At 68.5% G+C, this 14,344-nt stretch carries 14 protein-coding genes and 1 tRNA gene; 2 read left to right on the forward strand and 13 right to left on the reverse strand.

Translation table 11 applies throughout. The features are described 5' to 3' along the window. Nucleotides 1-16 precede the first annotated feature (16 nt). The 11 genes from QRN27_RS01695 to QRN27_RS01745 form a co-directional block, all read right to left on the reverse strand. Nucleotides 17-1,108 carry a D-alanine--D-alanine ligase family protein gene (locus QRN27_RS01695; RefSeq protein WP_285040484.1) on the reverse strand — a complete coding sequence of 364 codons (1,092 nt, stop codon included), beginning with the start codon at nucleotides 1,106-1,108 and terminating at the stop codon, nucleotides 17-19. After that, nucleotides 1,005-2,150 carry an NAD(P)H-dependent glycerol-3-phosphate dehydrogenase gene (locus tag QRN27_RS01700; RefSeq protein WP_056778115.1) on the reverse strand — a complete coding sequence of 382 codons (1,146 nt, stop codon included), beginning with the start codon at nucleotides 2,148-2,150 and terminating at the stop codon, nucleotides 1,005-1,007. The genes QRN27_RS01695 and QRN27_RS01700 overlap by 104 nt, the downstream gene beginning before the upstream one ends. Then, nucleotides 2,140-2,880, reverse strand: coding sequence for a lysophospholipid acyltransferase family protein (locus tag QRN27_RS01705; RefSeq protein ID WP_285040485.1), 741 nt, complete (start codon nucleotides 2,878-2,880; stop codon nucleotides 2,140-2,142). The genes QRN27_RS01700 and QRN27_RS01705 overlap by 11 nt, the downstream gene beginning before the upstream one ends. Nucleotides 2,881-2,886: 6 nt before the next feature. Beyond that, nucleotides 2,887-4,257, reverse strand: coding sequence for a UDP-N-acetylglucosamine 1-carboxyvinyltransferase (murA, locus tag QRN27_RS01710; protein WP_056006959.1), 1,371 nt, complete (start codon nucleotides 4,255-4,257; stop codon nucleotides 2,887-2,889). A 19-nt stretch (nucleotides 4,258-4,276) separates the two neighbouring features. Continuing rightward, nucleotides 4,277-4,873: a 3-isopropylmalate dehydratase small subunit gene (leuD, locus tag QRN27_RS01715; protein ID WP_285040486.1), complete on the reverse strand. Its 597-nt coding sequence runs from the start codon at nucleotides 4,871-4,873 to the stop codon at nucleotides 4,277-4,279. After that, the gene (gene leuC / locus QRN27_RS01720) at nucleotides 4,873-6,369 is read right to left on the reverse strand and encodes a 3-isopropylmalate dehydratase large subunit (protein ID WP_056778120.1); all 1,497 of its coding nucleotides are present in this window, start codon (nucleotides 6,367-6,369) and stop codon (nucleotides 4,873-4,875) included. The genes leuD and leuC overlap by 1 nt, the downstream gene beginning before the upstream one ends. Before the next feature lie 180 nt (nucleotides 6,370-6,549). Beyond that, nucleotides 6,550-7,692 (reverse strand): DUF4333 domain-containing protein, encoded by a 1,143-nt coding sequence (locus tag QRN27_RS01725; RefSeq protein ID WP_285040487.1) that lies wholly within the window; start codon nucleotides 7,690-7,692, stop codon nucleotides 6,550-6,552. Then, on the reverse strand, nucleotides 7,689-8,615 hold the full coding sequence (locus tag QRN27_RS01730) for a hypothetical protein (protein ID WP_285040488.1): 927 nt from the start codon (nucleotides 8,613-8,615) through the stop codon (nucleotides 7,689-7,691). The genes QRN27_RS01725 and QRN27_RS01730 overlap by 4 nt, the downstream gene beginning before the upstream one ends. Next, nucleotides 8,612-9,667, reverse strand: a complete 1,056-nt coding sequence (locus QRN27_RS01735) for a trypsin-like serine peptidase (RefSeq protein ID WP_285040489.1) — start codon at nucleotides 9,665-9,667, stop codon at nucleotides 8,612-8,614. The genes QRN27_RS01730 and QRN27_RS01735 overlap by 4 nt, the downstream gene beginning before the upstream one ends. Before the next feature lie 184 nt (nucleotides 9,668-9,851). After that, nucleotides 9,852-9,924, reverse strand: a tRNA-Glu gene (locus QRN27_RS01740). Nucleotides 9,925-10,032: 108 nt separating this feature from the next. Beyond that, nucleotides 10,033-10,935, reverse strand: coding sequence for a diacylglycerol/lipid kinase family protein (locus QRN27_RS01745; protein ID WP_285040490.1), 903 nt, complete (start codon nucleotides 10,933-10,935; stop codon nucleotides 10,033-10,035). 83 nt (nucleotides 10,936-11,018) lie between these two features. On the opposite strand from QRN27_RS01745, the gene QRN27_RS01750 reads away from it, so the two are divergent. Next, nucleotides 11,019-11,657, forward strand: coding sequence for an MBL fold metallo-hydrolase (locus QRN27_RS01750; protein ID WP_285040491.1), 639 nt, complete (start codon nucleotides 11,019-11,021; stop codon nucleotides 11,655-11,657). Between the two features lie 10 nt (nucleotides 11,658-11,667). On the opposite strand, the gene QRN27_RS01755 is transcribed toward QRN27_RS01750, so the two are convergent. After that, nucleotides 11,668-12,762, reverse strand: a complete 1,095-nt coding sequence (locus tag QRN27_RS01755; protein ID WP_285040492.1) for a fatty acid desaturase family protein — start codon at nucleotides 12,760-12,762, stop codon at nucleotides 11,668-11,670. A gap of 375 nt (nucleotides 12,763-13,137) precedes the next feature. Here QRN27_RS01755 and QRN27_RS01760 point away from each other — a divergent pair, with 375 nt between their 5' ends. Then, entirely contained in the window at nucleotides 13,138-13,341 is a 204-nt protein-coding gene (locus QRN27_RS01760; protein ID WP_056006986.1) for a cold-shock protein, read from the forward strand. Between the two features lie 204 nt (nucleotides 13,342-13,545). Here QRN27_RS01760 and QRN27_RS01765 read toward each other — a convergent pair whose 3' ends face one another. Continuing rightward, the gene (locus QRN27_RS01765; RefSeq protein WP_285040493.1) at nucleotides 13,546-14,247 is read right to left on the reverse strand and encodes an SOS response-associated peptidase; all 702 of its coding nucleotides are present in this window, start codon (nucleotides 14,245-14,247) and stop codon (nucleotides 13,546-13,548) included. Between the last annotated feature and the right edge of the window lie 97 nt (nucleotides 14,248-14,344).

The raw sequence follows: 14,344 nt of genomic DNA on the forward strand, positions 1-14,344 counted from the left end.
GAGGGCACCCGCACGGTCACGACCTGGCGCGCGCGACCTCGATCAACTCGGTGATGAGTTCCGGATAGCTGAGCCCCGAGGCGAGCCAGCAGCTCGGGAACATCGAGATCGGTGTGAAGCCGGGCATGGTGTTCACCTCGTTGACGACGAAGCCGTCTGCGGTCAGGAAGAAGTCGACCCGCGCGAGCCCCGCGCACCCGAGGGCGTCGAACGACCGCCGCGCGAGGTCCTGCATCTCGGCGAGCTGCGCGTCGGGGATGTCGGCGGGGCAGACCAGCTCGATGCCGGGGGCGTCCAGGTACTTGGCCGCGAAGTCGTAGAAGTCACGTCCGGTGATGACGACCTCGCCGGCCACGGACACCCGCGGAGCAATGCCGGGCAGCGACTCCAGGACGGCACACTCGACCTCTCGCCCGACGAGGCCGGTCTCGACGAGCACCGTCGAGTCCTCGGCGAGGGCGACCTCGATCGCAGCGGCGAACGCCTCGGGCGAGGACACCTTCGAGACACCGACACTTGATCCGGCGCGAGCCGGCTTCACGAAGGCCGGAAGCCCCAGGGAACCGAGTGAGGACAGGACCTGCTCCGGTGCGGACGCCCACTCGTAGGCGGAGAACCGGACCCAGGGGGCGACGGCGATGCCCGCGGCTTCGAGCACGGTCTTCGTGAAGTGCTTGTCCATCCCGAGCGACGACGCCAACACCCCCGACCCGACGTACGGCAGGTCGACGAGCTCCAGCATCCCCTGCACGGTCCCGTCCTCGCCGAACCGGCCATGGAGGATCGGGAAGACGATGTCGATCGGTCCGAGCGTCGACTCGACACCGTCGGGGCCGACGACGGTCAGCTCGCGGGAGCCGATCCGATCAGGCCACCGCACGGCGGGACGCGAGGCGTCGACCTCCGGAAGGTGCTCCGGATCGAGCGCGTACCGGCTCGGGTCGTCGACCTCGAGGACGTAGGACCCGTCGTGGGCTATGCCGACCGGGTAGACGTCGTATCGTTCACGGTCGATCGCCGCGAGGACGCCGCCCGCCGTTGCGCAGCTGATCGAGTGCTCGCTTGAACGGCCTCCAAAGAGCACCACCACTCCGGTCTTGTGCGTCATCGTTGCTTCTCTCCCCCTGGGGTTCGTCGTCGTCGGTCGTCAAGTGTGGAGCGATGTCCTTCGGGTCGAGCGTGCCGTCGAGCACCTGCTTGACCTGTTCGACGATGGGCATCGCCACACCCTTCGCGCGGGCCAGCTCGAGGACCGGGGCGACGGAGGCGAGGCCCTCGGCCGTCTGCTGCATCTGCTTGACGACGTCGTCGAACTGATATCCCTGCCCGAGCAGTCGGCCCGCCGTGTTGTTGCGGGACAACGGGGACTGGCAGGTGGCGATGAGGTCGCCGAGCCCGGCCAGGCCCGACAGGGTCTCGGGCTGGGCGCCGTGGGCGACCGCGAAGTCGGTCATCTCGACCAGCCCTCGCGTGATGATGGACGCCTTCGTGTTCTCGCCGTAGCCGACGCCGTCGACGATGCCGATCGCCACGGCGATGAGGTTCTTCAGGACCCCGCCGAACTCGGTCCCGATCACGTCGGTGTTGACGAAGCTGCGGAAGTAGCGGTTGCGCGCCAACAGCGCGACCGTCTGCGCGGTCTCGAGACTCTCCGAGGAGATGACCGCCGCGGTCGGCTGCTCACGGGCGATCTCGAGGGCGAGGTTCGGGCCGGAGGCGACGGCGATGCGCGAGGGGTCGATGTCGAGCGTCTCCCGGATGACCTCGCTCATGCGCGAGCCGCTGCGTCGCTCCACACCCTTCATGAGCGACACCACGATCGTGCCCTCCTCGAGGTGCGGGCGGAGCGCGATGAGGTTGTCCCGCAGGGACTGACTCGGAACCGACAGGAACACAACCGCAGCCCCGCGCACGGCGTCGACCATGCTCGCCGTGGCCGTCATCCGCATCGGCAGGTTGATGCCGGGCAGGTAGTCGCTGTTGCGCTTCGCCTCCGTGATCTCGCGGGCGAGTTCGGGTCGTCTGGCCCACATGACCACGTCGGAACCGCCGTCCGCGAGGATCTTGCCGAAGGTCGTGCCCCAGCTGCCCGCTCCGAGGACCGCGACCTTCGTGGCGGCCGGCGTCGCCGGAACGTTCCTAGGACTCAAAGCGGCCCGTCTCCTTCTGCTGGTGTTTGGAGGGGTCCCAGCGCTCCGTGGGAGCCTGGGCACCGCGGAGTTCCTCGCAGAGGGCGGTGATGGCCTGCATGACGACCTCGGTCGCCTCGTTCAGCGTCTTCGAGTCTAGCGGCCGGCCCGCGAACGCCGAGAGGTCCACCGGCTCACCGATGGCGACGTCGACGCGCTTCCTCAGCGGGAACACCCGCAGCTTGCCGTACCGCGGCATGACCTCCTGCGTACCCCAGTGCGCCGCGGGGATGATCGGCAGCCCGTGGGTGAGGGCGATCCGCGCAGCGCCCGTGCGTCCGCGCATGGGCCACAGCCCCGGGTCGCGGGTGAGCGACCCCTCCGGGTACACGATGACGCCTTGACCGCGACGGGCGAGGTGCGCTGCGGCGCTCACCGGATCCATGCCCCTGGCCGAACCCTCGCGTTCCACCGGGATCTGCCCCGACCGGCTGAGGAGCCAGCCGACGACCGGGACGCGGAACAAGCTGCCCTTGGCCATGAAGCGGGGCTGCCTGCCGAGCCGCCAGACGGCGGCACCCATGATCAACGGGTCGAACTCGCTGTCGTGGTTGGGCGCCAGGATGAAAGCACCCTCCTGCGGCAGTCGTTCCCCGTGCCGGATCCGCAGCTTGACGAGGACACTGAACGGCGGGATAGCTATCGACGACAACAGCCAGTAGATCGACGGTCTCGACCGCTCCACCCCCACAGCGGACTACTTCGTTTCGAGGACGAAGTCAGCACCGAGCTGCTGGAGCTTGACGATGAAGTTCTCGTACCCGCGGCTGATGATGCCGACGTTGCTGACCGTGGACTTGCCCTCCGCCGTCAGCGCCGCGATGAGGTGGCTGAAGCCACCGCGGAGGTCGGGGACCTCGATGTCGGCGCCGTGCAGCGGCGTCGGTCCGTTGATGACGGCGGCCTGCTCGAGGTTGCGACGAGGCACCCGTCGGGGCGTGCCGGACAGTCCGTTCGGGTGCACGACGATGTTCGCGCCCATCGTGTTGAGCGCGTCCGTGAAGCCGAAGCGGTTCTCGTACACGGTCTCGTGGACGATGGACTCACCCTTGGCCTGCGTCAGTGCCACGATCAGTGGCTGCTGCCAGTCCGTCATGAAGCCGGGGTGCACGTCGGTCTCGATGACGACGGGCTTCAACTCCTCCTTGCGGTAGAAGCGGATGCCGTCGTCGGTGATGTCGAACCCGCCGCCCGCCTTCCGGAAGATGTTGAGGAACGTCATCATGTCCTGCTGCTTCGCCCCGCCGACGAACACGTCACCGTCGGTGGCCAGGGCCGCCGATGCCCAGCTCGCGGCTTCGTTGCGGTCGCCGATCGCCGTGTGGTCGTAGCCCTCGAGCTTGTCCACGCCCTCGATGAGGATGACGCGGTTGGGCTCGTAGGAGATGATCGCGCCCATCTTCTGGAGGACCGCGATGAGATCCATGATCTCGGGTTCGATCGCGGCGCCCTTGAGCTCCGTCGTGCCCTTCGCGCGGACCGCGGTGAGGAGCACCTGCTCCGTCGCGCCGACGCTCGGGTAGGGCAGGTGCACCGTCGTGCCGTGGAGACCGTTGGGTGCCGAGAGCCGGATGCCCTGCGGGAGCTTCTCGACGACCGCGCCGAACTTCCGGAGCGCGTCGAGGTGGAAGTCGATCGGACGGTCGCCGATGCGGCAGCCACCGAGGTCCGGGATGAAGGCCGCGCCGAGGCGGTGCAGCAGCGGGCCGCAGAACAGGATCGGGATCCGTGAGAAGCCGGCGTGTGCGTCGATCTCCTCCATGTGCGCGGACTCGACGTTCGTCGGGTCGAGGCGGAGCTCGTTGGGGTTCTCCCCCTCGGTGACGTCGACGCCGTGGATCTCGAGCAGCGACCGGACGACGCGGACGTCGCTGATGTTCGGCACGTTGCGCAGGACGCTGACGTTCTCCCCGAGCAGCGACGCCACCATGGCCTTGGTCACGAGGTTCTTGGCACCCTTGACCTCGATCCGGCCGGTGAGCGGGATGCCGCCGTTGATCGTGATGCGGTCGACATCGAGTCCGACCGACGAGCCTGCCGCCTGTGACGCCTGGACGAGTGAATTCAAACCGGTACCTACTGCCTTGCTACTTGACGGGAATGGTGCGGGGCAGCCAGTTGGGCCGCCGGGCTTCGAATGCGGTGATCTGCTCCTCGCTACGGAGCGTCAACCCGATGTCATCGAGTCCTTCGATGAGCCGCCACCGAGTGTAATCGTCGACCTCGAACGAAACCGTGAGATCGCCGACCGTGATCGTGCGGTCGATGAGGTTGACGACGGTGTCGGAGCCCGGTGTCGCCTCGATCGCCGCCCAGAGGTGTTCCAGCTCCTCCTCGGTGACCTGGGCCGCAAGCAACCCCTGCTTCCCCGAGTTGCCGCGGAAGATGTCGCCGAAGCGGGACGACACGACGACGGTGAAGCCGAAGTCGCGGAGCGCCCACACGGCGTGCTCGCGCGAGGAGCCCGTCCCGAAGTCGTGCCCGGCGACGAGGATGCTCGCGCCCTGGTAGGCCGGCTGGTTGAGCACGAAGTCCGGGTCCTGACGCCACCCGGCGAACAGCGCGTCCTCGAAGCCCGTCTTCGTGACGCGCTTCAGGTAGACGGCGGGGATGATCTGGTCGGTGTCGACGTTGGAGCGGCGCAACGGTGCTGCGACGCCGGTGACGGTCGTGAACTTGTCCATCAGGCGTGCACGCCTTCCTGCTCGGTCGCCGCGTGTCTGCCGGGGCCGACCTCCAGATCGGCGGGGCTGGAGAGCGTTCCGCGGATGGCGGTGGCGGCGGCGACGAGCGGCGAGACGAGGTGCGTCCGACCGCCCTTGCCCTGACGACCCTCGAAGTTGCGGTTGGAGGTGGACGCACAGCGTTCGCCCGGGGCGAGCTGGTCGGGGTTCATGCCGAGGCACATGGAGCACCCGGCGAAGCGCCACTCCGCGCCGAAATCGGTGATGATCTTGTCGAGGCCCTCGGCCTCCGCCTCGATCCGCACGCGAGCCGACCCGGGGACGACCATGACCCGCACACCCTCGGCCTTCGTGCGGCCTTCGATGATGGACGCGAACGCCCGGAGGTCCTCGATGCGGCTGTTCGTGCAGGAACCCATGAAGACGGCGTCGACCGGGATGTCCTTCATCGGCGTACCGGCCTCGAGGGCCATGTACTCCAGGGCGCGCTCGGCGGCCGACCGTTCGTTCGGGTCGGCGATGGCGGCGGGGTCCGGCACGTTCTCGCTCAGCGAGACGCCCTGTCCGGGGTTGGTGCCCCAGGTGACGAACGGCTCGAGGGTGTCCGCGTCGAGGAAGACCTCGGCGTCGAAGGCGGCGCCCTCATCGGTCGCGAGGGTGTCCCAGTAGGCGACGGCCTCGTCCCAGTCGGCTCCGGTCGGCGCGTGCGGGCGACCCTGCAGGTAGTCGTAGGTGGTCTGGTCGGGGGCGACCATGCCGGCACGTGCTCCCGCTTCGATCGACATGTTGCAGATCGTCATGCGCCCCTCCATCGAGAGCGCACGGATCGCGGAACCGCGGTACTCGAGCACGTACCCCTGCCCGCCGCCGGTGCCGATCTTCGCGATCACGGCGAGGATGATGTCCTTCGCGGTGACGCCGGGACGCAAGGTGCCCTCGACGGTGATCGCCATGGTCTTGAACGGCTTCAGCGGAAGGGTCTGGGTCGCCATGACGTGCTCGACCTCGCTCGTGCCGATGCCGAAGGCCATCGCGCCGAACGCGCCGTGCGTGGAGGTGTGCGAATCACCGCAGACGACCGTGATCCCCGGCATGGTGAGGCCGAGCTGCGGGCCGACGACGTGCACGATGCCCTGATCGAGGTCGCCGAGCGAGTGGATGCGGACGCCGAACTCCGCTGCGTTCCGCCGCAGCGTCTCGATCTGCGTCCGGCTCGTGAGGTCGGCGATCGGCTTGTCGATCGCGAGCGTGGGCGTGTTGTGGTCTTCGGTCGCGATCGTGAGGTCCACGCGGCGGAGCGGGCGGTCGGCCAGGCGCAGCCCGTCGAACGCCTGCGGGCTCGTCACCTCGTGGACGAGGTGCAGGTCGATGTAGATGAGGTCGGGCGTGCCGTCCTCGCCCTTGACGACGAGATGGTCGTCCCAGACCTTCTCGGCCAGCGTCCGCGGGTGCTCGGGGATGCTCGGGATGGACGGATCGGCGTTCAGCTGCGACATGTCGTGGAATTCCTTCAAACGATGAGTGGACAGGCGTCAGCGACCTCCGCGACGAGGGAGCCTGGGTCTAGGCCTCGTCGCGGCATGGAAGGAGGAGCAGCCCGGACAGCATGGGCCCAGCGTACCACCCTGGACACGCCCGGCCTGGCCCTGGAGCCGGGCCACCGACGCCCCGATCCCCTACTTCGGCGCGTCGACCCCGACGCGGTACTGCCCCTGATCGTTGATGACCTCGACGGCCACCGGGTAGCTCTTCGCGTTGTAGGAGAAGGTGCATTCGAACTGTGTCCCGGTCGTGGCCGGCTGGTCGCTCGGGCACTCCACCTTCTCGACGTCGGCCAACCCGAAGTCCTGCTTGAGCACCTCGGCCACGCCGGTCTGCACCGCCCCGCGGTCGAGCATCGGGGTGAACAGGCGGCCGACCGACAGCAGGGTGAGCGGCACCGCGATGAGTGACGCCGCCACGGCACCGATGACGACACCGGTCCAGAGTTTGCGGCCGAGCGGCTTGCGTGGCGCCTTCGGCGTCGAGGCGGACTGCTGGGCCGGGCCGCCGTACTCTGGCCCGGGACGGAACGGGCCCGTGGACGGACCGAGCTGCTGCTGCCCGGGTCGCTGAGACGGCCCCTGCTGCTGCGGACCCTGCGGCTGCCCTGCCGGGAACAGAGCGCCCGGGTGCTGGGCCTGTCCCGGCCCGAAGGGCTGGGGTCCCGGAGGACGCCCCTGACCGAACGGCTGGTTGCCCTGCTGGCCGTTCGGCGCACCCGTCGGACGTGCCTGCGGTCCCCCGTGCGGCTGGTTGGGCTGCGACGGCTGCTGGCCCTGGCCGGACTGACCGTAGGGCGCCGGAGGACGGTATCCGTCCGGACCCTGCTGCTGTCCCTGAGCCGGCGGCCGACCAGCGGGAGCGCCCGACGGCGGCCCCTGCTGAGGCCACGGCCGCCCGCCCGCGTCGGGTGCGGCCTGCTGACCCTGGTTCGTCTGCGGAGAACCGGTGGGCTGCTGCCCCGGGGCGCCGTTCGGCCGCCCGTTCGGGTACGACGGCGATCCGGACGACGAACTGTTCCCGGGCGTGCCGTTCTGGGCGGGGCCGCCCTGAGACGGACCGCCCTGACCGTTCTGCGTGGGTCCGGCCTGGGACGGACCGTGCTGGCCGTGCTGCGCGGTGCCGTTCGTCGGCGGCGTCTGCAGCTGCGGGCTTCCCGGTCCGAACTCGAGACGCGGTGCGTTCGGGTCGGGGAACCCGGGTGGCTGCTGGTCCGGTCGCAGCGGTCCGCCGACCGGGGGTCTTCCGAGGTTCTCGGGCTTCTGGTCGTCGGTCATTTCCGCAACTCCTCGATCCGATCCCAGAACGCGGCCTGATCGGCCGCCGGGATCACCGTCGTGTCGAATCCTGATGGTGACGTGGGCACGTCCTCGAGGGTCGACGTCCCCGACACCTCGAAGCCGGCTTGCAGCTGCAGCGGGGTGTCACCGTCGACCGTTCCGCTCAGCTCCATCTTCACGAGCCCGCCCTCCGCGTTCTGGAAGATCGTGACCGGCAACTGCGTCGCCAGCTCGTCCTCGCTGAACGAGGAGACGACATCGTCCGGCAGGTCGAAGAGCGTCCCGACCGCCAGCACGCTCTCGAGGGTCGCGCTCGTCGAGATCTGCGAGGACCCGTCGTTTCGCATCGAGACGACGACGCTGCTGGGCACCCCCTCCTTGGCGCTGCGGGTCGCTTCGACCGCCGTGTAGATGTCGCACGCGATCGAGATCCCGGGGTAGACGCACGCGGGCCCGAGCGAACCCTCCGTGTCCTCGTCCGCCGCGTACTGCGTCTGGACGGCCACCCACTCCGTCGGAGCGAGTTCTTTGAGCTCACCCCCCAGGAGGAGCAGGTCGTAGTCCACGCCCGCCGGGTGGTAGATGTCGACCGTGTTGCCGTCGGCCGAACCCTTGTCCTGGCTGAACGAGGCGGTCGGGTCACCGAACAGGACCACCGAGTCGTTCTCGTGCGACTCGAGGTCGCCGGAGACGGCGTGTACGTAAGCAGACCCGATGACGTCCGGCGCCTGGCCGATCTGGGCGGCGAGGAGTTCGAACCTGGCCTCGGCGAGATCCTGCATGTAGCTCTGCTGGGCGGCTGCGTCGGGGAATGCCGAGCCTGGCGTCGTACACGCGGTCAAAGCGAGTGCGGCCCCGCCGGCGATGACGAGGAGGCGGATCGACCCGGTGCGTGGCGTCGTCCGCAGGTGGGCGGTCACGATCCCTCCGCCAGAGCGTCGTTGTAGAGCGTGAGCGCCCGCTGGCCGAGGACCGGGCCCTCGAGCCAGGATCCGTCGCCGCGGGAGGTGACGGAGGTGACGTACCCGGCGCCGGTGGCGGGGTCGAGCCTGGTGAGCCAGCCGCCACCCGAACATCCCGGCGTCATGAGGCAGTCGACCCGGTAGCCCGAGTAGCCCTTGGTGGCCGCCTGGCTCGCGCAGTACCGCTGCGACTGGCCGTCGAACGGAGCGGCGGACGGGTACCCGATCACGGTGATGCCTTCCGGCGGGGTTCCGAAGGAGATGCCCTGACCGCCGGTGACCTCCTGGATCTTCTGACCCGACGCGTTCGGAGCGAGCCGGATGAAGGCGAAGTCGTACGCCCAGCCGTTCCCGCTCGTCGCGCCGCTGGCGTCGGAGGTCGCCTCACTGGTGAACTCGTCGGGGACGTAGGTGCTGACACCCGCCCACTGGCCGTACGGCTGGGTCTGACCGTTGGCCGCGTCGGCCGGGATGAAGATGATGTTCTCGGCGAGCTGCTTGCCGTAGGTGTCCCACACGCAGTGACCCGCGGTCAGCACGAGGTCCATGGTCGGCGCGTTGACGACGCTCGCGGAGCAGACGTAGGTGGCACCACCGATGGAGAAGTAGAGGCGCCCCTGCGTCGCTGCGGCGAGCCCCGTCGCCGGGTAGGGATCGCCCGCGGCAGTCGGCGCGATGGCCTTGACGTCGACGTCAGGGCCGACCCCGGTGCTCGGGTGCACGACCACGCCGGTGGCCTGGTCGCCCGTGAGGGTGTCCTCGCCCGGCTTCAGGTCGGGGGCCTTCGCGCCACCGAACTTGTCGTCGGTCCAATAGTCGTTGACCTCCTGCGGGCTCGCGTCGAAGTCCTTGCGCAGGGTGTCGTCCGTCCCGCCGGCGACGTCGATGACGGGGCCGGCCTCACCTGCGACGGGCTCCCCCGTGACCGGGATGGAACATCCCGTCAGCAGGGCGGCGAGGATCAGGACGGCGGCTGTCGCCGGAGCGCGGCGCTTCTGCTTCACGATCACCCGGCCAAGCTAGCACGCAGTGACGTCCGCGGAGATCGGTGCGAACCCTGCTGCCGCCTCGCATCTCCCCGAACAGCGGACGGCCTCGCCGCGAACCCGGCATCGCGAGGGAGGCCCTCGACCCCACGACGAAGAAGCCCCGCTCCCTGTAGACACAGGAGAACGGGGCTTCTTTTCGGTGTTGTGACCCCAACGGGATTTGAACCCGTGCTGCCGCCGTGAGAGGGCGGTGTCCTAGGCCGCTAAACGATGGGGCCGTAAGCAACGGATATGAGTATGCCATACGATTTCGAGCCGTACAAATCGACGCCCTGACAGGCCTCCGGCGGGCGTGTCACCACCGCTCCCGGCTGTGTCGCCGGGCCTCAGGCGAGGACTCGGAGCGCCCCCGGCACCACTTCGACCACCACCGGGAGGGGTCCGATCCGTTCCCCGTCCGCGTATGCCGAGATGTCCGCCGCTGCGATCGTCACGGAGCGGACCCGCGAGAGTCGGACGATGTCGAGTTCGGTGTGCGCGCCGGAGAACACCTTCGGGAACAGGCGGAGGAACCGCGACCGCGACACCGGCGCGACGACGAACAGGTCGAAGCGTCCGTCGGCGAGGTCGGCCTGCGGGGCGATCAGCATGCCGCCCCCGATCGAGGTGTTGTTCGCGACCGCGAGGAGCACCGCCTCCACCGACTCCGCCACACCGTCGACCACCAAGTCGTACCGGCGGGGACGCAGAGCGATGAGTTCTCGGAGGATCGCGATGGAGTAGCGACTGCGACCGCGCGGACGCCGCATCCGGTTCGCCCGCTCGTTCACCAGCGCGTCGAACCCTGCGGACACGGCTCCGACGAACCAGGTCGTGCGATCGCCGACCGTCGCGGTGCCCGCGTCGATGGTGCGCGGCTCGCGGTCCAAGGCCCCCACCACCAGGTCGACGGCCGCCGCGGGGTCGTCCAAGGGGATGCCGAGGCCTCTGGCGATGTCGTTCCCCGTACCGGAGGGGACGACGCCGAACGGCAACCCGGAGTCCTGCACCGCCTCGACCGCCAGGCTCACCATCCCGTCGCCTCCGACGACGACGAGCGCGTCCAGGCCCGCGTCGATCGCGGCACGCACCGACACCCGGAGCCCCTCGACGTCGCCCTCCTCCAGGCGGACCGTCCGGTGGCCGGCGGCACGGAGCGCGTCGAGCACCATCGGGCCGACCGCTCGGGTCTTGCCGAAGGACGCGGACGGGTTGATGGCGACGCCGATGCGTCGTTGCTGCGTGGTCACGTGCCGATTCTGACAGGAGCGGGGCCGAGCGAGGCCCGATGGACCGGGTTGCCCTGGACGCCGGCACGGTATTCACTCGTCCTATGAGACTGACGAAGTTCGAACACTCAGCATTCCTCCTCGAGACCGACGGCGCCAAGCTCGTCGTGGACCCCGGGTCGTTCACGGCGCCGATCGCGGACGTCGAGCACGTCGTGGCGGTCCTGATCACGCATCTCCACCCCGACCACTGGACCGGAGAGCACCTCGACCGCATCCTCGCGGCGAGTCCCGAGGCCGTCGTCTACGGTCCTGCCGGCGTGGCCGCCGCAGCAGAGGGATACGACGTCACCGTCGTCGCACCGGGCGACCGGGTCGAGGTCGGACCGTTCGCGCTCCGGTTCTTCGGCGGCACCCACGCGGTCATCCACCCGTCGATCCCCGTCATCGACAACGTCGGCGTCCTCATCAACGACCGGGTGTACTACCCCGGGGACTCCTTCGCCGTGCCGGAGGGGGTCGAGGTCGACGTCCTCGCAGCACCGGCCGGGGCCCCCTGGATGAAGATCTCCGAGGGGATGGACTTCGTCACGGCCGTGGCGCCGAAGCGGGCGTTCGGGACGCACGAGATGGTGTTGTCCGGGCCGGGGCAGAACATGTCGCACGATCGCCTGCGATGGGCGACCGAGCAGGGCGGCGGAAGGTACTTCGCGCTCGCCCCGCTCGACACCCTCGAGATCTGACGGGCGCCGACTACCGGCGGCGGAAGTTCGCCGCCGCCGGGCAGTCGAACGGGTCGCGAGCCGAGAGGCCGACGCGGTTCAAGTACTCGATGACGATGGCGTACGACTGCAACAGCGTGGTCTCGGTGTACGGGACCTGCTGGGTCTCGCAGTGCTCCCGCACGATGACGCGGGCACGGGCGAGAGCCGGTCGGGGCATGCTCGGGAACAGGTGGTGCTCAATCTGGTAGTTGAGGCCGCCCATGAAGGTGGCCATGCCGAAGCCGCGGACGTTGCGCGAGGTCAACACCTGCTTGCGGAGGAAGTCGAGCTTCATGTCGGCCGGGATGATCGGCATGCCCTTGTGGTTCGGGGCGAAGGACGCTCCCATGTAGACGCCGAAGACGGCGAGCTGGACACCGAGGAACGCGAACGCCATGCCCAGCGGCAGGAAGAGGAAGATCGCTGCGAGGTACAGGCCGACGCGGGCGACGATCATGCTGATCTCCGCGATACGACCGTCGACCTTGCCCGGCCCGAAGAGGGTCTTGAAGGACAGCGCGTGCAGGTTGATGCCCTCGAGCATGAGGAGCGGGAAGAAGAGGTACCCCTGCTTCCGGGTGATGAGGGCCTGGAGACCCTTGGCCTTCGCCGCGTCCTCCTCGATGAAGGAGATCGTGTCGATCTCGATGTCGGGGTCCTTGGTGACCTGGTTCGGATTGGCGTGGTGACGCGTGTGCTTCGTCATCCACCACGAGTAGCTGATGCCGACGATCCCGGCGGCGAGGAAGCGGCCGGCGCGGTCGTTCGCACGACCGGACTCGAAGACCTGACGGTGCGAAGCCTCATGGGCGAGGAACGCGAACTGGGTCAGGATGATGCCGAGCGCTCCGGCGATGAGGAGCTGGAACCAGGACTCTCGCAGCAGGATGAACCCGGTCACGCAGCCGAGGAGCGCGATCACGAGGAACGAGAACGTGAGGATGTAGAACATGCGGTGGCGGCGCAGCAGCCCCGCTTCACGGACCGTCTTCAACAGCGACGAGTAGGAGCTGGTGACGTTCGTGGCGCCTGGCTTGCGGGGGCTCGTGGCACGAACCGGGCCGAGGATGGCTTCAGTTGACATGGGCACTCCGGAGGAATCGTGTCGACTTCCCAGCCGGGGGCGATGAGCGGACGCTCGGTCGAGCGGAAGCTCTGCAGATGGCCTCAGCCTAGGGTCGGCGGCTGGGGAATCACCTCACATCTCGGGATCCGCACAGGTTCCCCGGCTCAAGACGGGCGATCCGGGGAAAAGTCGCAGAATTCGTCAATCCGTTACCTGTTTGAGTTCCCCTTGCGTGCCCACATGGGCTAACGTGGATCGAAGTTGTTGTGTTGCGCAGGTATTTCAAGCCGCGTTTCCACCGATGGATACGCTGCTTTTCTGAGGAGCGAGCAAAGAACACCGCGACGAACGGTCCCGAAAGTCGGGAACGGTCACTCATGAAAGAGGAAATACATGTCAACTGGAACTGTGAAGTGGTTCAACGCCGAAAAGGGCTTCGGATTCATCACCCCTGACGACGGCAGCGCCGACGTCTTCGCACACTTCTCCGCCATCGCGACGAGCGGCTACCGCTCGCTCGAGGAGAACCAGAAGGTCGAGTTCGAGACCAACCAGGGCCCCAAGGGCCTGCAGGCTGAGAACATCCGCCCCCTCTGATTCTCTGATCAGCCGGAGCTGACGATCCGAGCGGCCGGTCTTTCCAGCCCTCGCGTCTGAGACACCGAGAACCGCCCCTGACGTTCGCGTCAGGGGCGGTTTTGTGTTTCCCCGGCACGAGCCGCCGCAAGGCGATCCACCGCAGCCCGGATGCCGACAGCTCCGCCCCGGATCGGAGCGCGGGTCCGATCCGCGAAGAAGTGGTCAGTCCTGGATAGGGACGATGAGCTCGGGCCCGTCGCCCTGCAGCGGGGCGACACGGTGGAACACGAGTTGCTCCGCGACGTCGGTGGCGGCGAGCACCATCTCGTCGACGTCGTCCTGATCCGCCTCATGGTGCGGGTCGAGCCAGGCGTCCCAGCACTCCGGGGGCAGGGTCACAGGCGTCCTCGGGTGCAACCCCTGCAACGAGCCGACCGCCGGGCGGGTGAGGATGGTCGCACTCAGCACCCATCGCCTCGGATCGTCGTCCGGGAGCGAGCGGTCCCGCCACCACGAGTAGAGTCCGGCGAAGACGATCGGCTCGCCGCCGGCCGTCTGCACGTAGTACGGCGTCTTGTCCGTCCCCTCGGTGTGCCATTCGTAGTACCCGGCGGCGGGGATGAGCGCACGACGCCGCTTGACCGAGTCCGCGAAGGTGGGCTTCGTGGTGATCTCCTCCGAGCGGGCGTTGAAGGTCGGGTACTGGCTCTTCAGCTCCGTGGCGAACGCCGGCACGAGCGACCATCGTGCGGATTCGAGACGCCGGACCGCCGGCTCCGTCTTCGCCGAGTCGAGGATGATCGGGATCTGCTCCGTCGGGCGCACGTTGTACGAGGGCCCGGGCAGCTCGGCAGCCGCATGGTCGATGTCGAAGAGCTCGATCAGCTCTTCGGTGGATTCGGTCACGACGAAACGTCCGCACATGGGCCCAGCGTACCGGCCACCGGCGACACACCACGGCCGCGTGTCGGTGGCGTCGGGGACCATGGTCCGACCGAGCGACATCCGACGGCGACCCGGA

This window comes from Plantibacter sp. LMC-P-059a (assembly GCF_030209505.1).
Lineage (GTDB): Bacteria > Actinomycetota > Actinomycetes > Actinomycetales > Microbacteriaceae > Plantibacter.

Coding starts and splice junctions, on each gene's coding strand:
- QRN27_RS01695 (WP_285040484.1), bottom strand. CDS start 1,108: ATGACGCACAAGACCGGAGTGGTGGTGCTCTTTGGAGGCCGTTCAAGC.
- leuD (WP_285040486.1), bottom strand. CDS start 4,873: ATGGACAAGTTCACGACCGTCACCGGCGTCGCAGCACCGTTGCGCCGC.
- leuC (WP_056778120.1), bottom strand. CDS start 6,369: ATGTCGCAGCTGAACGCCGATCCGTCCATCCCGAGCATCCCCGAGCAC.
- QRN27_RS01725 (WP_285040487.1), bottom strand. CDS start 7,692: ATGACCGACGACCAGAAGCCCGAGAACCTCGGAAGACCCCCGGTCGGC.
- QRN27_RS01750 (WP_285040491.1), top strand. CDS start 11,019: ATGAGACTGACGAAGTTCGAACACTCAGCATTCCTCCTCGAGACCGAC.
- QRN27_RS01755 (WP_285040492.1), bottom strand. CDS start 12,762: ATGTCAACTGAAGCCATCCTCGGCCCGGTTCGTGCCACGAGCCCCCGC.
- QRN27_RS01760 (WP_056006986.1), top strand. CDS start 13,138: ATGTCAACTGGAACTGTGAAGTGGTTCAACGCCGAAAAGGGCTTCGGA.
- QRN27_RS01765 (WP_285040493.1), bottom strand. CDS start 14,247: ATGTGCGGACGTTTCGTCGTGACCGAATCCACCGAAGAGCTGATCGAG.